This window comes from Mycolicibacterium sphagni (genome assembly GCF_002250655.1).
Lineage (GTDB): Bacteria > Actinomycetota > Actinomycetes > Mycobacteriales > Mycobacteriaceae > Mycobacterium > Mycobacterium sphagni.
The window spans coordinates 132,180-152,152 of record NZ_NOZR01000005.1 but is presented as its reverse complement, the minus strand read 5'-3'; the positions used below and the strand labels follow the sequence as shown (position 1 = coordinate 152,152).

The following is a 19,973-nucleotide window of genomic DNA, read 5'->3' as shown; positions in this document are numbered from 1 at the left end:
TCACATGACTCTTCTGCAAGGCAAGCGCATCCTCGTCACGGGGATCATCACCGACTCGTCGATCGCGTTCTACATCGCCAAGGTCGCTCAGGAGGCCGGCGCCGAGCTGGTGCTCACCGGCTTCGATCGGATGAAGCTCATCCAGCGGATCGCCGACAGGCTGCCCAAGCCCGCGCCGCTGCTCGAACTCGACGTGCAGAACGAAGAGCACCTGTCGACGCTGGCCGACCGTGTCACCGCCGAGATCGGCGAGGGCAACAAGCTCGACGGTGTGGTGCACTCCATCGGGTTCATGCCACAGACCGGGATGGGCATCAACCCGTTCTTCGACGCGCCCTACGAGGACGTCGCCAAGGGCATCCACATCTCGGCGTTCTCGTACGCCTCGCTGGCTAAGGCCGTGCTGCCCATCATGAACCCGGGCGGCGGCATCGTCGGCATGGACTTCGACCCGACGCGCGCGATGCCGGCCTACAACTGGATGACCGTCGCCAAGAGCGCACTGGAGTCGGTGAACCGGTTCGTCGCCCGCGAAGCCGGCAAGGTCGGTGTGCGATCCAATCTCGTTGCGGCAGGGCCTATCCGGACCCTGGCGATGAGTGCCATCGTCGGTGGCGCGCTTGGTGAAGAGGCCGGTGCCCAGATGAAGCTACTCGAAGAGGGCTGGGATCAGCGGGCCCCGCTCGGTTGGAACATGAAGGACCCGACCCCGGTCGCCAAGACGGTGTGCGCCCTGCTGTCGGACTGGCTGCCCGCCACGACCGGCACCATCATCTTCGCCGACGGCGGCGCCAGCACGCAGCTGCTCTAGAGGGACGGCGTGCCTACCTCGTTTGATGCGCTGCTGGTCCTGTCGTTCGGCGGCCCGGAGGGTCCCGAACAGGTGATGCCGTTCCTGGAGAACGTCACTCGCGGTCGCGGCATACCGCCCGAGCGTCTGGCCGCCGTGGCCGAGCACTACCTGCATTTCGGCGGCGTATCTCCGATCAACGGCATCAACCGCGACCTGATCGAGGAGATCCGCGCCGAACTCGCCGAGCGGGGGGAACGCCTGCCGGTGTACTTCGGCAACCGCAACTGGCATCCGCTCGTCGAAGACACCGTCGCGGCAATGACTTCCGATGGGGTGCGGCGGGCCGCGGTGTTCGCCACCTCGGCTTGGGGCGGCTATTCCGGATGCGCCCAGTACCAGGAGGACATCGCCCGCGCCCGCGCCGCCGTCGGCGACGACGCACCCGAACTGGTGAAATTGCGGCAGTTCTTCGACCACCCATTGCTGGTCGCGATGTTCGCCGACGCCATCGCGGACGCCGCCGCGACACTGCCCGAAGCGGCGCGTGCCGGCGCCCGATTGGTGTTCACCGCTCATTCGATCCCGTTGCGCGCCGCCGACCGGTGTGGCCCGGATCTGTATGCCCGCCAGGTCCGTTACGCCGCCGGTCTGATCGCGGCCGCTGCCGGCTACGCGGACTACGACGTCGTCTGGCAATCCCGGTCTGGACCACCGCAGGTTCCATGGCTGGAACCCGATGTCGCAGAACATCTCTCGACGCTAGCGGAATCGGGAACCAAGGCCGTGCTTGTCTGTCCGGTGGGGTTCGTCTCCGATCACATCGAGGTGGTGTGGGACCTGGACAACGAGCTACGCGAGCAGGCCGACGCGCTCGGTATAGCGTTGGCGCGGGCGACGACGCCCAATGCGCAACGGCGCTTCGCGAGGATGGTCCTCGACCTTGTCGACGAGGTTCGGGATGGCCGCGAACCCGCGAGAGTGATTGGCGCCGAACCCGTTCCGGGCTATGGGTCGAGTGCCGACGGACGATTCTGCACGCCCGCGTGCGAGGCTAGTGCCAAGCTGAGTGCAGGATCGCGGTAACCGCGGCGATCCGGGCCGAGCGCACCACCGATGCCAGCGGCCGCAAGGCCTCGCTGGCGATCTGAGCCTCCGAAGCGCTCTGTGTGCCGATCGGCATCAGCCCTGAGCTCACCGAGATGATCGCGTCGACGTGCGCGGCGTTCTCCAGCACCCGGAGCGCCCGCGTCGGAGCGTGATCGGGGGCGCGATGATGCCGACCGGATTCCAGCACCTGCTCGACGAGTCCGCGCGGGTCGTCGATCCCGCCCGCGGCGCCCAGCTCCAGGGCGCCCAACGCTTCTGCGGCCGAGCGCACCGCCGATCGAAGGGTGTACTCCGCTTCGCCGAGATCCAGGTGATCGAACACCGGGGCGGTGGGCAAGGAGTACACCGTCCAGGACAGCGCGCACAATTCGGGCACCCGATCGCCGTCGGGCAACTCGTCGTCGGTGTCGTCGTACTCGAAGTCGGGGACCAGTCCGATGGTGTCGCCGGCCGGGCTGGTGACGATGATCGCCTCACCGGAGGCCAGCGCGTCGCGCTGGAACTGCGTACCCGCCGCCAAGCCCCGCACGTCGCCGGGCACCGGCAGTGCGACGCTGATCGCGGGGGGTCGCGCATCGACCGAGCGCCCGGCCACGGTCCGCAGCGTTTGCAGCAGCGACACGGCGCCCGCGTCATCGACGTCCGGCCAGGGCAGGCCGGTATGGCCAGCCGCGACGGAGTCGTAGGCGGTCACCGAATGCGTTGGCGCCCAGGCTGATAACGCATCCAGGACGTCATCGGGCGCGGCCTTGCCAGCGAGCCAGGCATTGGCCCACACGGACAGTGAAACACTTGGGCACCACATGATGCTCGCAGTGTAATGGCTCCGCCGTGAACCGGCTTTCTGCAACCGCCCTGTGGTTTACCGCGATATCCTGGCGCCATGCCCGCGGCGCTGATCTGGCTCGTGTTCGCCCTGGGCCTTGCGGGTGCCGAGGCGCTGACCGGCGACATGTTCCTGCTGATGCTGTCCGGTGGCGCGCTGGCCGCCGCCGGTTCGAGCTGGTTGCTCGCGCTACCGGTGTGGGTCGACGGCGGGGTGTTCCTGGTGGTCTCGGTGCTGCTGCTGGTGCTGGTGCGGCCCGCGCTGCGCCGGAAATTCACCGCGGGCGAGGGCTTACCCGAACCCGTCAAGGCCCTGGAAGGCAAGCAGGCGCTGGTGCTCGACCGGGTGTCGCGCCATGAAGGCCAGGTGAAGCTCGACGGCGAAGTCTGGACGGCTCGCCCGTTCAACGACAACGATGTGTACCAGCCGGGCGACCACGTCACCGTCATGCACATCGACGGCGCCACCGCGGTCGTCTGGAAAAGCGAATAAGGAGAACGCGTCATGGACGGTGCCATAGCCGGTCTGGTCCTGCTCGCGGTGCTGGTGATTTTCGCCATCATCATCGTGGGCAAGTCCGTCGCCCTGATCCCGCAGGCCGAGGCCGCTGTCATCGAGCGGCTCGGGCGCTACAGCAAGACCGTCTCTGGGCAGCTCACGCTGCTGATCCCGTTTATCGACAAGGTCCGTGCCCGCGTCGACCTGCGCGAGCGGGTGGTGTCTTTCCCGCCGCAACCGGTGATCACCGAGGACAACCTGACTGTCAACATCGACACCGTCGTGTACTTCCAGGTCACCAACCCGCAGGCGGCGGTTTACCAGATCAGCAATTACATCGTCGGCGTCGAGCAGCTGACCACGACCACACTGCGCAACGTGGTCGGCGGCATGACCCTCGAGCAAACGCTGACCAGCCGTGACCAGATCAACGGGCAGTTGCGTGGCGTGCTCGACGAAGCCACCGGTCGCTGGGGTCTTCGGGTGGCCCGGGTCGAGCTGCGCAGCATCGATCCGCCGCCGTCCATCCAGGACTCGATGGAAAAGCAGATGCGCGCCGACCGCGAGAAGCGCGCGATGATCCTCACCGCCGAGGGCAGCCGGGAGGCCTCGATCAAGCAGGCCGAGGGCCAGAAGCAAGCCCAGATCCTGGCCGCCGAGGGCGCAAAACAGGCCGCGATCCTGGCCGCCGAGGCTGACCGCCAATCCCGGATCCTGCGGGCCCAGGGCGAGCGCGCCGCCTCCTACCTGCAGGCGCAGGGCCAGGCCAAGGCCATCGAGAAGACCTTCGCCGCCATCAAGGCGGGCCGGCCCACCCCGGAGATGCTGGCCTACCAGTACCTGCAGACGCTGCCGCAGATGGCCAAGGGTGAGGCCAACAAGGTCTGGCTGGTGCCGAGTGACTTCGGTTCGGCGCTGCAGGGATTCACCAAGCTGCTCGGTGCGCCTGGCGAGGACGGTGTGTATCGGTACACCCCGTCACCGATCGACGATGCTCCCAAGACTGACGACGACGCCGATGAAGTGGCCGACTGGTTCGACACCAAGACCGACCCAGCGATCGCACAAGCGGTGGCCAAGGCCGAGGCCGAAGCGCGCACATCCGTGCCTGTGGTCGGCGCGCCCGCGGTGCCGCCACTCGACGCCATCGCCCCGCCGCCGATGTCGTATCCGCCGTTGTCCGAGCAGCAGGCCCCACCGGCCGACCCGCAGTACGCCCCGCCGCCGCCCGGCTCGCACCGCGCTACTTAGCCGCGGCCAACTCCGGCGTTGCTGTCAGATCGCTGTGACTTCCGGTGGGTCGCCCACCTCGACAGTATCTGCCGGTCCCGGATCGTCGCGATGGACGAGGGGACGCTGATAGTACAACTGACCACGAGCGCGCTACGGGATTCGCTGGTGGTCCGTGAACCCATCCGATTGACCGTTCGTACCGGTGTGACGGCAGTGGAAGCGGAGGCAGACCATGGAAGTCGGTAGTGAGACGAATCGGCGCTGGCCGGGCGTGCTTGGGTTCTCCCTCGGCATCGCATTCGCACTCGTGGCCGTCCTGGCATTTCTGAAAGGGTTGGCGTGGTACTGGGCTGTCATTTGCTTTTGCGGAGCGTGTTTCGGTGTCGTGGGCAAGCGCCGCATAATGCGCGCAGGTGTCACTCGAACGTCCGACGACATCGTGTGCGGGTACGTTCCCTGGCATGAGGCAAGCGCCTATCTGCTGAACTTCGCGCTTCCGCTGATGGGAATCGCCGGCATCTATGCCGGATACGTGCCCGGCAACCCGGTGTGGCTACGGTTCGCCGGCATACTGCTCATTTTGGCGACGCTCCTCATGATGTATGCCACTTTCCGTATGTGGCACCGATGTTCGCTGCGTTTTACACCGTCGACATTGACGGTCAGAGTCGCCGATCCGAAGATCAATCCCGGGGAGCTCACGCGGGATGAGATTGAGGCGATAACCCCCAAGTGGATCGCGAACTCAGTCAGCGGCGTCAAGGCATTGCAGGTTGAGATCGCTTACCGCCCTGAGGATTCGGCTACCGAGACGAACACCGTGATGTTGGGCCTGCAACTGACGGTCGAGCCGATCAACCTGTACGGCGCTCTGGTCACCTGGAACGACGGCGCCGACACCGATCCGACCCAACTGCTGGATCGGATCGAACAACTTCTTCGCGGTCACACTGCCGCGGTTGCGCCTACTTAGCCGCGGCCCGCACCTCGTAGACCAGCCCGGCGACGCCGACGGCCGCCGTGCACACCGACACCAGCACCAGCAGCGGGCTGATATTGCCGGTCAGCGCGTCCCCGAGGAACACCACCGCGGCGGTGCCCGGGATCAGTCCGGCCAGAGTGGCCCAGAAATAGGGGAGTACTCGTACCGCTGACGCCCCGGCCGCGTAGTTGAGCACCGAGAACGGCACAGCTGGGATCATCCGTAGCGAGAAGATCGCCCGCCAGCCACTGGCCCGCAGCCGGGCATCCACCGCGTCCACCGCGGGATGGCTGACCAGCCTTCCGAGCTGCCAGCCCAGCGCACGCACCAGCACCAGGGCGAGCAGCGCGCTCACCGTGCTCGCGACCACGGCGATAACCACACCGACCGCGGGCCCGAACAACAGCCCGGCGGCCAGCGTGAACGCCGTGCGGGGAAACGGGAAGATCGTGACGACGATGTGCGCGGCGAGGAACGCCAACGGGAACCAGGCGCCGAGCGATGTCGCCCAGTCCCGCAACTGCAATGCGCTGGGCAGCGGCACCAGCACGACGATTGCGACGAGAATCACAGTAGCGATCGCGGTGACGACAATGCGGGTTCGGGACACCTGGCGTGCCGTGGAGACCACCGCTGTGCCCACACTTCGCAGCGTGTTGAGGGTCTTCGACGTCACGTTGACCAAGATTACGGGCAGGTGTAGTCGGCGGCGTGACGCCTGAGGCCATCATTTAGCCTGATGGTCTGGTGGCGTTCCCGGGTACGGGCGCCCACATGCTGCGACAACAGGAGTTGCCGGTGTCAGTAGAGGTGGAGGAGGCACGCGCCCGCTGGCGCACCGCGGTGGCCGGCGTGCTGGCCAAGAGCAGCCGGAAGGATCCGGCGGATCTGCCCGCTGAACCCGAGACGCTGCTGGAGTCGCCCACCTACGAGGGCTTTTCGATCCGGCCGCTCTATACCTCGCTCGATACCCTGCCTGAATCCTCGCTGCCCGGCACGTGGCCCTTCGTCCGCGGCGCCGACGCCCACCGTGACGTCGTCGCCGGCTGGAAGGTCGCCGAGGTCTTCCCGGGTCCGGGTTTCACCGGCGCAGTCGCCGACGGTAACTCCGTGGTCCTGGGTGCGCTCGGTGACGGCGTCAGCGCGCTGGTACTGCGGGTCGGGGAGACCGGTGTGGCCGCCGCCGACCTCGACCGTCTGCTGGAGGGGGTGTACCTGGAGCTCGCTCCGGTGATCCTGGACGCCGGCGCGCAGTTCGGCGCCGCCGCTGAGTCGGTGCTGGCCCTGGTGGCCGGTGCCACCGACGCCCAGCGCGCCACGATGTCGATCGACCTGGGCGCGGACCCGCTCACCGCGCCGCTGAGTGGGTTCGGTGCGCCTGCTCTCGCAGATGTCGTCAGCGTCGCACAGCGTGTGGCCGGTGGCGCCGGGGTGCGTGCCATCACCGTGGACGGGCCCGCTTTCCACAACCGTGGCGCGAACGCGGCATGGGAGCTGGCCGGTGTTCTGGGTGCCGCCGTCGAGTACGTGCGAGCGCTGGCCGACGCCGGCACCGCGGTGGCCGACGCGCTTCGACAGATCAGCTTCCGTCTGGTGGCCGACGACGACCAGTTCATGACGATCGCCAAATTCCGTGCGGCCCGCCAACTCTGGGCCCGGGTCGCCGACGTGCTCGGCCAGCCCGACAGCGGGGCGGTCACGGTGCACGCGGTTACGTCGCTGCCGATGATGACGCAGCGCGACCCGTGGGTGAACATGCTCCGCACGACACTGGCTGCGTTCGGTGCCGGGGTCGGGGGAGCAGATACCGTCGTGGTCCTGCCGTTCGACGTGGCGATCCCCAGCGGATTCCCCGGGATCAGCGCCGGTTTCGCTCGCCGTATCGCGCGCAACACCCAGCTGTTGTTGCTCGAAGAGTCACACGTCGGCCGGGTGCTCGACCCCGCGGGCGGTTCCTGGTACGTCGAGGACCTCACTGAAAGCCTTGCCGCCCAGGCGTGGTCACACTTCCAGGACATCGAGTCCCGGGGTGGATTCGTGGCTGCGCGCGATCACGTCGCCGAGCAGATCGAGCTGGTGCGGGCGCGCCGGGCCGAGGACATCGCTCACCGCCGGACCGCGGTGACGGGGGTCAACGAGTTCCCGAATCTGTCCGAACCTCCACTGCCACAATATAATTCGTCGGAAGCCGTGCGGCGCTACGCGGCCGGATTCGAGGCGCTGCGAGACCGGTCCGACGCTTTCCTGGAGCGCACCGGCGCTCGGCCTGTGGCCCTCCTGCTGCCGCTGGGGCCGCTGGCCGAGAACAACATCCGAGCCACGTTCGCGGCCAACCTGCTGGCCTCCGGTGGGATCGAAGCAATCAACCCCGGCACCGTCGACGCCGACCGGACAGCTGCCGCGGTCTCCGACGCCGGGGCCACGGTAGCGGTGCTCTGCGGCACCGACGCCCGCTACGGAACCGATGCCTCCGATGTGGTGGCTGCCGCGCGAGCCGCGGGGGTAAGCCAGATCTACCTGGCCGGACCGGAGAAGGCGGTCGCGGACGCCGCCGAGAAGCCCGACGGGTATCTGACCGCGAAAATCGATGCAGTCGAAGCGCTTTCGTCCCTGCTCACCCGATTGGGGGCCTGACCCATGACCGCTAGTACAACCGGCACGGTACCGAGCTTCGCCGACGTCCCACTGCACGGCGAGCGCCCGGTGACGGCACCCACCGAGGCCGCCGTCACCGAGCACGTCGCCGCCGCGGCGTCAGTTCACGGCTACAGCGCCGAGCAGCTGGAGTGGCAGACGCCCGAGGGCATCGCCGTCAAGCCGGTCTACGTCGGCGCCGACCGCGACGCGGTCGCCGCCGCCGGCTATCCGCTGGACAGCTTCCCCGGCGAGCCGCCGTTCATCCGCGGGCCTTACCCGACGATGTACGTCAACCAGCCCTGGACCATCCGCCAGTACGCCGGGTTCTCCACGGCCGCCGAATCGAACGCCTTCTACCGGCGCAACCTGGCCGCCGGCCAGAAGGGTCTGTCGGTGGCGTTCGACCTGGCGACCCACCGCGGCTACGACTCCGACCACCCGCGGGTGGCCGGAGACGTCGGAATGGCCGGTGTCGCCATCGATTCGATCCTCGACATGCGCCAGCTGTTCGACGGTATCGACCTGGGCACGGTGAGCGTGTCGATGACCATGAACGGCGCGGTCCTACCGATCCTCGCGCTCTACGTGGTGGCCGCCGAGGAACAGGGTGTACCCCCGGAGAAGCTGGCCGGGACCATTCAGAACGACATCCTCAAAGAGTTCATGGTCCGCAACACCTACATCTATCCGCCTAAGCCGTCCATGCGGATCATCTCGGACATCTTCGGCTATACCAGCGCCAAGATGCCGAAGTTCAATTCCATCTCCATCTCCGGCTATCACATCCAAGAGGCCGGTGCCACAGCGGATCTCGAGCTGGCCTATACGCTGGCCGACGGTGTGGAGTACCTCAAGGCCGGCCGCGACGCCGGGCTTGACGTCGATAAGTTCGCGCCGCGGCTCTCGTTCTTCTGGGGCATTGGGATGAACTTCTTCATGGAGGTCGCCAAGCTGCGTGCCGGCCGTCTGCTGTGGAGTGAGCTGGTTGCCGAGTTCGGCGCCAAGAATCCGAAATCGCTTTCGCTGCGCACCCATTCACAAACGTCGGGCTGGTCGCTGACCGCCCAGGATGTGTTCAACAATGTCGCCCGAACCTGCGTGGAGGCCATGGCCGCCACGCAGGGCCACACCCAGTCGCTGCACACCAACGCACTCGACGAGGCGCTGGCGCTGCCCACCGACTTCTCCGCGCGCATCGCCCGCAACACGCAGCTGCTGCTACAGCAGGAGTCCGGGACGACTCGGCCCATCGACCCGTGGGCCGGCTCCTACTACGTCGAATGGTTGACCTACCAGCTGGCCGAGAAGGCCCGAGCACATATCGCCGAGGTGGCCGAGCACGGCGGCATGGCGCAGGCCATCAGTGAGGGCATCCCGAAGCTGCGTATCGAGGAAGCCGCCGCGCGCACGCAGGCGCGGATCGACTCCGGTGCCCAGCCGCTGATCGGTGTGAACAAGTATCAGGTCACCGAGGACCAGGACATCGAGGTCCTCAAGGTCGAGAACAGTAGGGTCCGCGCTGAGCAGCTGGCCAAGCTCGAGAAGCTCCGCGCCGACCGGGATGAGGCCGCGTGCCAGGCAGCACTCGCCGAACTCTCTCGGGCCGCAGGCGCTTCGGGGGTGGCCGGCGAGGACGGGCTGGGCAACAACCTGCTGGCGCTGGCGATCGACGCCGCACGCGCCATGGCGACCCTCGGTGAGATCTCCGACGCTCTGGAGAAGGTGTACGGCAGGCATCAGGCCGAGATCCGCACCATCGCGGGGGTGTACCGGGACGAGGTCGGGAAGGCCCAGAATGTGAGCGCCGCAACCGAATTGGTGGAAAAATTCGCCGAGGCCGACGGCCGCAGGCCGCGCATCCTGGTTGCCAAGATGGGCCAGGACGGCCACGACCGCGGCCAGAAGGTCATCGCCACCGCCTTCGCCGACATCGGCTTCGACGTCGACGTCGGCTCCCTCTTCTCCACCCCGGAGGAGGTCGCCCAACAGGCCGCGGACAATGACGTCCATGTGGTGGGTGTGTCGTCGCTGGCCGCCGGGCACCTGACGTTGGTTCCCGCTCTGCGCGACGCCCTCGCCGAGGTCGGGCGCCCCGACATCATGGTTGTGGTCGGCGGGGTCATTCCGCCGGGTGACTTCGACGAGCTTTATGCCGCCGGCGCCACGGCGATATTCCCGCCCGGCACCGTCATCGCCGACGCCGCCGCCGATCTGCTGCACAAGCTCGCCGAGCGGCTCGGGTACGACCTCACCTGATGCCTCTCGACGTCGCAGCACTGGCCGGGGCGATCCGCAGCGGTGATCGGGCGGCGCTGTCGCGGGCCATCACCCTGGTGGAATCGACGCGCGCCGACCACCGCGACCAGGCCCAGCGCTTGCTGCTGGAGCTGATGCCCGATGCGGGCAAGTCTCTCCACGTCGGCATCACCGGGGTGCCCGGGGTGGGCAAGTCGACCACCATCGAGGCACTCGGCATGTACCTCATCGAGCAGGGCCATCGGGTCGCCGTCCTGGCCGTCGACCCGTCCTCGACCCGCACCGGCGGCTCGATCCTGGGGGACAAGACCCGCATGGCGAAGCTTGCCGTGCATCCTGATGCTTACATCCGTCCGTCGCCGACCTCGGGCACCCTCGGTGGGGTAGCAAAGGCGACCCGGGAGACGATCGTGCTGGTCGAGGCTGCCGGATTCGATGTGATCCTGGTGGAGACCGTCGGGGTCGGGCAGTCTGAAGTGACCGTCTCCAACATGGTGGACACCTTCGTGTTCCTTACGCTGGCCCGCACCGGTGACCAGCTACAAGGCATCAAGAAGGGTGTCCTCGAGCTGGCTGACATCGTGGTGGTGAACAAGGCCGACGGCCCGCACGTCATCGAGGCCAAGGCGTGCGCCCGTGAATTGTCGGCAGCGATCAGGTTGATTTATCCACGCGAAACCATTTGGCGCCCACCAGTATTGACGATGAGTGCGATGGAAGGCACCGGCCTGTCGGAACTGTGGGACACCATCCTGCGACACCGCGATGTGTTGACCGAAGCCGGCGAGTTCGCCGCCCGCCGACGCGCCCAGCAAGTGGACTGGACCTGGTCGATGGTGCGCGACGCCGTCCTCGACCGGGTGCTGAGCCACCCCGACGTCCGGACGCAGCGGGCCGAGATCGAACGACAGGTCCGTGACGGCGAACTCACGCCCGCGCTGGCGGCACAGCGAATCCTCGAGGCCGCCGAACAGTCAACGTGACGGGCCGCTGGTCAAGTTAACAGTTTGGCAACAATTTGCTGCTGCTGTGCTTAGGCCGGTTAAATTCCCATCTGTGACTCAGGCGATTCGCAGAGACGACACCTTGCCCCATGGGGTGCAGGGTGCCGCTGACCCGAACTTCGCCTTCGCGCTGCGCAGCTTCGCGGCGATGTTCCCGCACCCGCGCTTCGGCGGCGGCGCCCTGGCGGTCTACCTCGACGGCCAGCCCGTCGTCGACGTGTGGACCGGGTGGTCTGACCGGCGTGGCCGTCAACACTGGTCCGCCGACACCGGAGCCATGGTGTTCTCCGCGACCAAGGGCGTCGCGTCGACCGTCATCCACCGGCTTGCCGACCGCGGCCTGATCGACTACGACGCCCCGATGGCCGAGTACTGGCCGGCGTTCGGCGCCAACGGCAAGCAGGACATCACCGTCCGCGACGTGATGCGCCATCACGCGGGTTTGTCGCATCTGCGCGGAGTGCGCCGGCGGGACCTGCTCAACCACCTCGTCATGGAGGAACGTCTCGCGGCGGCGCCGGTCGGCCGCTTCTTCGGCAAGCCTGCCTATCACGCGTTGACCTACGGCTGGCTGCTGTCCGGCCTGGCCCGCGCGGTCACCGGGATGGGCATGCGGGATCTGATCCGCACCGAAGTCGCCGAGCCGCTCAATACCGATGGCATTCACCTTGGCCGGCCGCCGGCCGGCGCGCCGACACGGGCCGCCAGCATCATCGGACCCCAACTGGCCATTCCCAATCCGGTCTTCAACACCATCGCGCCGCGGGTCGCGGCCTTCGAGACGTCGGCGATCTTCGGGTCCATGTACTTCCCCGGCATGCGGTCGACGGTCCAGGGCGCGATGCCGCTGCTCGACAGCGAGCTGCCGTCGGCCAACGGCGTGGCCACCGCGCGCGGCCTCGCCCGGATGTACGGCGCCATCGCCAACGGTGGCGAGATCGATGGTCAGCGTTTCCTGTCGTCGGAGCTGGTCGCCGGTCTCACCGGCCGGCGCAATCTGACCCCGGACCGCAACCTGATCATGCCGCTGGGTTTCCACCTCGGTTATCACTCGCTGCCCATCCCGGGAGTGCTGCCCGGATTCGGGCACGTCGGACTGGGCGGTTCACTGGGCTGGGCGATCCCGGAGGCGGGGTTGTCGTTCAGTTTCGTCCACAATCGGTTGCTGACTCCGCTCGTGGTCGCCGACCAGGCCGGCTTCGTCGCGACTGCGGCGCTGATTCGGCGGGGTGCGGCGGCAGCCCGCCAGCATGGCTTCACTCCTGTCGCGGAGTTCGGTGCCCCGTTCGGGCCGTTGTCGTCTGGGGTCGTCGCAGGGTAATTCGTCACCTGATTGCTTGCAATCAGGACCTTGCTGCCTTGTCCATCTTGCCGCGTGTTGCCTGCTCGCCGGGTTTCGCGAGTCCCTCGCTGACCTCCCCGTATGCTCCTGAACGGGCCCCCAGCAAACTTTCACAGGGAGTTCACAAGGCGCGGTTAAAGGGGTGATAAATGTCACGAGGCGTCGGCGGAATCTTCCTCAGCTTCATCTTCCGACGAAAGTTCGCCAATTATCGGCAAATAGCCGGTCATTTATCCTGGTGCGTTTGCTGACTTGTGGCAAGAAATGCCTTACATCCGGTAATCGATGTCTCCGCTACATCTCAGATGTGGCCTGTGTCACGTTTAATCCGATCGGAATATTGAAATCTCAGCCTACTCTCAGGTTGGTAGCCATCTCCTAAGTAGGTGAAGGGTTTTCGCAGGCTATCGGGTTTTCAGAACCTGAGGTGTGATTGCGGATACTCTCAGGATGGCCAGCCTACGCGGCCTCGCTCGCGCGGCATTTGTATGAGCATTCGGTGATACTTAAGGGCGGCTGCAACGCTATTCCGATTGTTTAGCATCGGTCTCCAATTCCCGACATTCCGATTATTTGCTATAACCGCGTTGATACCAATTTGTGTCAGAATTGCGATAGTAAACACTCTGCAACTTCCAGCTTGCCTCCCCGGGCGGCGTGTCGGGAGCCCGCCGGGGTGCCGACACGCCGGTGGCTCCACAAGAAAATGCCAGTTCAAAACGATTTTTGACGGTCATCTCAATACGGTAACGACGATCTCTGGGGTATCCGTGGCGGCAAGCGCAGCTATCGGATCCGCGCCTGACCGGGCACGACGTTAGGGCCAAAGGTCACATTGCCCAATCCCTAATCAAAAACATCAAACATTTCTCGCGGTCTTAACGAAAAACGGCTAAGCTACCCAGCACATTGGCAACTTCGACTCGGTGGCAACCGCTGCATCGTCGAGACGAGTTGCCTTTCCCAGTGTCAAGAAGTGAGGTGTGAGCGGACGTGCGTCAGACATCTGTCACCCCCATCGCCGTGGTCGGCATGGCGTGCCGGTTGCCCGGTGGTATCGACTCGCCGCACGCGTTGTGGGAGGCGTTGCTCGAGGGCGCTGATCTGGTCACTGAGGTTCCCGCCGACCGATGGGACGCCGACGACCTGTACGACCCCGAGCCCGGCGTACCCGGCCGCTCTGTGTCGAAGTGGGGCGCCTTCATCGACGACGTCACCGGCTTCGACCCTGATTTCTTTGGCATCAACGAGCGCGAAGCCACCGCGATGGACCCGCAGCACCGCGTGCTGCTGGAGACCTGCTGGGAAGCCACCGAACAAGCCGGCTTCACACCCGCATCGCTCTCCGGCACATCGACCGGTGTCTTCATCGGCATGTCCCACGACGACTACGCGATGGTCACCAGCGACGCCGGTGCCTTCGATCAGGCCTACGCCTTCACCGGCGCCCCGTTCAGCATGGCCTCAGGCCGCATTTCGCACGCGCTTGGTCTGCATGGTCCCGCGGTGACCATGGACACCGCCTGCTCCTCGAGCTTGGTCGCGGTGCATCAGGCCGTCCGCAGCCTGCATGACGGCGAAAGCGACATGGCATTGGCCGGCGGCGTGATGCTGATGCTCGACAAGCGCCTCTACGCCTCGTCGTCCGGGCAGGGCATGTTGTCGCCGACTGGACGCTGCCACTCCTTCGACGTCGCCGCCGACGGCTTCGTCCGCGCCGAGGGCTGCGGGATCGTCGTCCTCAAGCGGCTCGACGACGCCCAGCGTGACGGTGACCGCGTGCTGGCCGTCATCAAGAGCACCGCCTCCAACCAGGACGGCCGTACCGAGAACATCCTGACCCCGTCCCGGGACGCCCAGGTAGCGGTGTTCCAGGCCGCGCTGGCCGCCGCAGGCGTCGACCCCGCCACCGTCGGCATGGTCGAGGCGCACGGCACCGGCACTCCGGTGGGCGACACGATCGAGTTCAACAGCATCTCCAGCGTGTACGGCAACGACGGCCCCTGCGCCCTGACCTCGGTCAAGAGCAACTTCGGCCACGCTGAATCCGCTGCAGGCGTCCTGGGTCTGATGAAGGCAGTCCTCGCGGTGAACCACGGTGTGATACCGCAGAACCTGCACTTCAACCGCCTGCCGGAGAAGCTGGCCAAGGTCAAGACCGGGATGTTCGTCCCCACCGAGAACACCCCGTGGCCCAAGGACGGCGGCCCGCGCCGCGCCGGCGTCTCGTCGTACGGCATGTCGGGTACCAACGTGCACGTGGTCCTCGAGCAGGCACCCGAGGCGCCCGTCGTAGTCGACGGGGACGCCGACGTCGCCGCCAAGAACCTTCAGATCTTCCCCTTGTGCTCCACCTCGGTCGAGGAACTCCGCAACACAGCTGCCCGCCTCGCCGACTGGGTTCAGAGCGCCGGCGACGAGCTGTCGCTGCCTGACCTCGGCTACACGCTGAGCCGCCGACGCGGACACCGCCCGATGCGTGCCGGCGTCATCGCCGACGACCGTGCCGGGCTCATCGAGCAACTGCGCCACATCGCCGACGGCGACGAGCCCTACCAGGCCGCCGTCGGCCACGACGACCGCGGACCGGTGTGGATCTTCTCCGGGCAGGGCTCGCAGTGGGCCTCGATGGGCACCGGGCTGCTGGCCACCGAGCCGGTCTTCGCCGCCACGATCGCCGAGATCGAGCCGCTGATCGCCGCCGAGTCGAACTTCTCGGTCACCGAGGCGATGACGGCCCCCGAAACAGTCGAGGGCATCCACCGGGTGCAGCCGACCATCTTCGCCGTGCAGGTCGCGATGGCCGCCACGATGCGCGCCTACGGCGTCCAGCCGGGTGCGGTCATCGGCCACTCGCTGGGGGAGGTCGCCGCGGCCGTCGTTTCCGGCGCATTGTCGCTGGAAGACGGCGTCAAGGTCATCTGCCGTCGCTCGTTGCTCTGCCTGCGGCTGGCCGGCGGGGGAGCGATGGCCTCTGTCGAGATGCCCGCCCAGCAGGTGCGTGAAGAACTCGAGAAGCAGGGCGTCGAGGACGTCGTCGTCGCCGTCGTCGCGTCGCCCAACTCGACGGTGATCGGTGGCAGCACCGAGACCGTCCGCAAGATCGTGGCCGGCTGGGAGCAGCGCGAGATCATGGCCCGCGAGGTCAACGTCGACGTGGCGTCGCACTCGCCGCAGGTCGACCCGATCCTCGACGAACTCGCCGAAATGCTGTCCGACATCACCCCGATGGCCCCAGAGGTGCCCTACTACTCAGCGACCTCATTCGACCCGCGCGAGCAGCCGTACTGCGATGCCGACTACTGGGTGGACAACCTGCGCCACACGGTTCGATTCTCGGCCGCCGTACAGACTGCGCTGGAGGACGGCTTCCGGGTGTTCGGCGAACTCTCGCCGCACCCGCTGCTGATCCGCGCCATCGACCAGACCGCCGGCACGCTGGACATCAGCGTCGCCGCACTGGCGGGCATGCGTCGCGGCCAGGAAGTCCCCAACGGCCTGGGCGATTTCCTCGGCACGCTGTACGCCGCCGGTGCGCAGGTGGACTTCTCGGTGCTGTATCCGACAGGTCGTCTGGTCGACGCCCCGCTGCCGACCTGGACCCACCGCAGCCTGGTGCTGGTCGCCGACGGCGTCGATCACCAGGCGCGCGGCGCGCACCTGGTAGCCGCCCACCCGCTGCTGGGTTCGCACGTCCGGCTCCTGGAAGAGCCGGAACGGCACGCCTGGGCGGCCGAGGTCGGGACCGCGGCGCACCCGTGGCTCGTCGATCACCAGATCAACAACGTCGCCGCGCTGCCTGGTGCGGCCTACTGCGAGATGGCGCTGGCCGCCGCCCGCGGTGTCTTCGGTGACGACGCGGAGGTCCGCGACGTCGCCTTCGAAGCGATGCTGCTACTCAAGGACACGACCCCGGTCAGCGCTGTCGCTTCGGCGGACGCCCCCGGAGTCCTGGACTTCGTGGTGGAGACCGACCTCGACGGCGAGCGCGAGCGTCGGGCCAGCGCGACGCTGCTTGCCGGCGAGGCCGGCGCGGCGCCGAAGGCCTACGACATGGACGCGCTGCGCGAGGCTCACCCCAACCGGGCTGACGGCGCCGGTGTGCGGCAATGGTTCGACGGCCGTGGTGTGCAGTTCGGCCCCGCGTTCACCGCGCTGCTCGCCGTGAACGCCGCCGACGAGACCGCCGACACCGTGCTGGCCGAGATCGGCCTGCCCACGTCGATCCGCAATCAGCAGACCGCCTACGGGGTGCACCCGGCGCTACTGGACGCGTGCTTCCAATCGGTCGCGGCGCATCCGGGCGTGCAGGCCTCCGGCACCGGTGGGCTGCTGTTGCCGCTGGGCGTGGACCGCCTGAGGGTGCACGGCGCGACGCGCAACGCCCGCTACTGCCTGACCCGCGTCACCTCGCTCGACGGTTCGTCGGTCGAGGCCGACATCGACCTGCTCGACGACTACGGCACGGTGCTGTTCTCCGTGCAGGGTCTGCGGATGGGCAGCGGCATGTCCGAGGACAACGAGGGCGACCGGGTCCTCAACGAGCGGCTGCTAGGCATCGAATGGCGCCAGCAGCAGGTCGCCGAGATCGCGCACACGAACACCGCGACCTGGTTGGTGGTCAGCACGTCGGACACCGCGGATCTGCTGTCCTCGGCGCTCACCGACGCGCTGAAGCTCAACGACGCCGACGTGACCACGATGTCCTGGCCGCAGCAGGCCGACCACGCAGGCAACGCCGAGCGGCTCCGGTCGTACTTCTCCGAAACCGGCTTCGACAATGTCGTCGTCGTCAGCGCCGCGCACAATGGCTGCCCCGAAGAGCAGCTGCCGCATCGCGGGGGAGAGCACGTACGTCACCTGGTGCGCATCGCCCGCGAGCTCGCCGATACCGCTGGCGAACCGCCGCGGCTGTACGTGATCACCCGCAACGCCCAGGCCGTGCTGGCCGACGACCGGCCGAACCTCGAGCAGGCCGGCCTGCGTGGCCTGTTGCGTGTGGTCGGTGCCGAGTACCCGCAGCTGCGCCCCAGCCAGATCGACGTGGACGACGATGTCGACTCCAAACTGCTGGCCCGGGTACTGCTGAGCGGCTCGGAAGAAGACGAAACCGCGTTCCGGGGCAGCGACTGGTACACCGCGCATCTCTACCCGAGCCCGCTGCGGCCCGACGAGCGCTACACCACGGTCGTGGACCACGCCCGTGACGGCATGCGTCTGGAGATCCGTACCCCGGGCGACATGCAGACCCTGGAGCTGGCCGCCTTCGACCGCATCCCGCCGGGGCCGGGCCAGATCGAGGTCGCGGTCACCGCGTCCAGTCTGAACTTCGCCGACGTCCTGCTGGCCTTCGGTCGCTACCCCAGCTTCGAGGGTCTGAACCCGCAGCTGGGCATCGACTTCGCCGGTGTGGTGACCGCGGTCGGGCCGCAGGTCACCTCGCACCGGGTGGGCGATCACGTGGGCGGCATGTCACCCAACGGCTGCTGGGGCACGTTCGTGACCTGCGACGCCGATGTGGCTGTGACGCTGCCCGCGGGCCTGCGTGACGACCAGGCCGCGGCGGTGTCCACCGCGTCGGCGACCGCTTGGTACAGCCTGCATGACCTGGCCCGGATCAAGTCCGGGGACAAGGTACTGATCCACTCCGCCACCGGCGGTGTGGGCCAGGCCGCGATCGCGATCTCTCGCGCCGCCGGGGCGGAGATCTTCGCCACCGCCGGCACCGAGGAGCGCCGCGACATCCTGCGCGCCATGGGCATCACCCACGTCTACGACTCGCGCAGCGCCGCCTTCGCCGGGGAGATCCGCCGGGACACCGACGGCTACGGCGTCGACATCGTGCTCAACTCACTGACCGGCGCCGCTCAGCGGGCCGGGGTGGACCTGCTGGCCTTCGGCGGACGGTTCGTCGAGATCGGCAAAAAGGACATCTACGGCGACACCCGCCTCGGACTGTTCCCGTTCCGCCGCAACCTGTCCTTCTACGGCGTCGACCTGGCGCTGATGGCCACCACGCACCCGGAGCAGATCCGGGACCTGCTGAGCACCGTATACCGGCTCACGGCAGAAGGGGTGTTGCCCCAGCCCGAGACCACGCATTACCCGCTGGCTGACGCCGCCACCGCCATCCGTGTGATGGGTGCGGCCGAGCACACGGGCAAGCTGCTGCTCTCGGTGCCGAAGGTGGGCCACAGCAGCGTCGTCGTTCCGCCGCAGCAGTCCAAGGTGTTCCGCCGCGACGGTTCGTACATCATCACCGGTGGTCTCGGCGGGCTGGGATTGTTCCTGGCCGCGAAGATGGCCGCCGCCGGTTGCGGCCGGATCGTGCTGAACTCGCGGTCGGAGCCGAAGGCCGAAGCGCTGGCCGAGATCGCGCGCATGCGGTCCGCCGGCACCGAGATCGAGGTCGTCAGCGGCGATATCGCGCTGTCGGAGACCGTCGATCGCCTGGTAACCGTGGCCACCGCCACCGGCATGGCCGTGCGCGGTGTCCTGCACGCCGCCGCGGTGGTCGAGGACGCCATCCTGACCAACATCACCGACGCGCTGATCGACCGGGACTGGGCCCCCAAGGTTTACGGCGCCTGGCACCTGCACCGGGCGACCACGGCGCAGCCCCTGGACTGGTTCTGCTCGTTCTCGTCGGCGGCGGCCCTGATGGGCTCGCCCGGCCAGGGCGCCTACGCCGCGGCCAACAGCTGGCTGGACGGGTTCACCCACTGGCGTCGATCGCAGGGCCTGCCTGCCACGGCGATCGCGTGGGCGGCCTGGGACGAGATCGGTGCGGGCAAGCATCTGGCCGCCTCCGGCGACACCACGATGATCAGCCCCGACGAGGGCGCGAACGCCTTCGAGGCGCTGCTGCGCCACGATCGCGCCTACAGCGGTTACGCACCGATCATCGGGACGCCGTGGCTGACCGATCTGGCTGCCCGCAGCCCGTTCGCCGAGGCCTTCCAGGCCAGTGGCGACCGGCCGGCGGACACCAGCAGCTTCCGGGCGGAGTTGCACGACCTGCCGCGCGACGAATGGCCGACGAGAGTGCGCCGACTGGTATCTGAGCAGCTCAGCCTCATTTTGCGCCGCTCCATCGATCCAGACCGGCCCATTTCCGAGTATGGTCTGGACTCGTTGGGGAATCTCGAGCTGCGAACCCGTATCGAAACTGAAACGGGAATACGCGTCCGATCGATGGATATAACGACTGTCCGGTCGCTGGCCGAGAGCCTGTGCGAGACGCTGGCCGGCGTCATCACATCAGCACGCTGATCAACATGGGTCGATAGGGGAAT

At 67.3% G+C, this 19,973-nt stretch carries 12 protein-coding genes; 10 read left to right on the top strand and 2 right to left on the bottom strand.

The features are described 5' to 3' along the window. Positions 1-4: 4 nt before the first annotated feature. The gene (inhA, locus tag CG716_RS07820; RefSeq protein WP_094478154.1) at positions 5-811 is read left to right on the top strand and encodes an NADH-dependent enoyl-ACP reductase InhA; all 807 of its coding nucleotides are present in this window, start codon (positions 5-7) and stop codon (positions 809-811) included. A 9-nt stretch (positions 812-820) separates the two neighbouring features. Beyond that, positions 821-1,876, top strand: coding sequence for a ferrochelatase (locus tag CG716_RS07815; protein ID WP_094478152.1), 1,056 nt, complete (start codon positions 821-823; stop codon positions 1,874-1,876). Here CG716_RS07815 and CG716_RS07810 read toward each other — a convergent pair. Next, positions 1,845-2,705: an Rv1486c family protein gene (locus tag CG716_RS07810; RefSeq protein ID WP_094478150.1), complete on the bottom strand. Its 861-nt coding sequence runs from the start codon at positions 2,703-2,705 to the stop codon at positions 1,845-1,847. The two genes, CG716_RS07815 and CG716_RS07810, sit on opposite strands and share 32 nt — an antisense overlap. Positions 2,706-2,783: 78 nt before the next feature. Here CG716_RS07810 and CG716_RS07805 point away from each other — a divergent pair, with 78 nt between their 5' ends. The 3 genes from CG716_RS07805 (at position 2,784) to CG716_RS07795 (ending at position 5,430) form a co-directional block, all read left to right on the top strand. Next, on the top strand, positions 2,784-3,218 hold the full coding sequence (locus CG716_RS07805) for an NfeD family protein (RefSeq protein ID WP_094478148.1): 435 nt from the start codon (positions 2,784-2,786) through the stop codon (positions 3,216-3,218). Positions 3,219-3,230: 12 nt separating this feature from the next. Beyond that, the gene (locus tag CG716_RS07800; RefSeq protein ID WP_094478146.1) at positions 3,231-4,475 is read left to right on the top strand and encodes an SPFH domain-containing protein; all 1,245 of its coding nucleotides are present in this window, start codon (positions 3,231-3,233) and stop codon (positions 4,473-4,475) included. A 367-nt stretch (positions 4,476-4,842) separates the two neighbouring features. Then, positions 4,843-5,430 (top strand): hypothetical protein, encoded by a 588-nt coding sequence (locus CG716_RS07795; protein ID WP_234817750.1) that lies wholly within the window; start codon positions 4,843-4,845, stop codon positions 5,428-5,430. Here CG716_RS07795 and CG716_RS07790 read toward each other — a convergent pair. Beyond that, positions 5,423-6,115 carry a TVP38/TMEM64 family protein gene (locus CG716_RS07790; RefSeq protein WP_094478401.1) on the bottom strand — a complete coding sequence of 231 codons (693 nt, stop codon included), beginning with the start codon at positions 6,113-6,115 and terminating at the stop codon, positions 5,423-5,425. The genes CG716_RS07795 and CG716_RS07790 overlap by 8 nt on opposite strands. A 98-nt stretch (positions 6,116-6,213) precedes the next feature. On the opposite strand from CG716_RS07790, the gene mutA reads away from it, so the two are divergent. The 5 genes from mutA to pks2 all read left to right on the top strand — a co-directional run bounded on the left by mutA (position 6,214) and on the right by pks2 (position 19,950). Next, complete coding sequence (gene mutA / locus CG716_RS07785; RefSeq protein WP_094478142.1) at positions 6,214-8,073, top strand: methylmalonyl-CoA mutase small subunit; 1,860 nt, start codon at positions 6,214-6,216, stop codon at positions 8,071-8,073. A 3-nt stretch (positions 8,074-8,076) separates the two neighbouring features. After that, positions 8,077-10,332 (top strand): methylmalonyl-CoA mutase, encoded by a 2,256-nt coding sequence (scpA, locus tag CG716_RS07780; RefSeq protein ID WP_094478140.1) that lies wholly within the window; start codon positions 8,077-8,079, stop codon positions 10,330-10,332. After that, a complete protein-coding gene (gene meaB, locus CG716_RS07775) occupies positions 10,332-11,315 on the top strand; it encodes a methylmalonyl Co-A mutase-associated GTPase MeaB (protein WP_165774061.1) in 984 nt (327 codons plus the stop codon). The genes scpA and meaB overlap by 1 nt, the downstream gene beginning before the upstream one ends. Before the next feature lie 73 nt (positions 11,316-11,388). Beyond that, complete coding sequence (lipL, locus tag CG716_RS07770) at positions 11,389-12,657, top strand: esterase/beta-lactamase LipL (protein WP_234817749.1); 1,269 nt, start codon at positions 11,389-11,391, stop codon at positions 12,655-12,657. Between the two features lie 1,014 nt (positions 12,658-13,671). After that, a complete protein-coding gene (gene pks2 / locus CG716_RS07765; RefSeq protein ID WP_094478134.1) occupies positions 13,672-19,950 on the top strand; it encodes a sulfolipid-1 biosynthesis phthioceranic/hydroxyphthioceranic acid synthase in 6,279 nt (2,092 codons plus the stop codon). Positions 19,951-19,973: the final 23 nt, after the last annotated feature.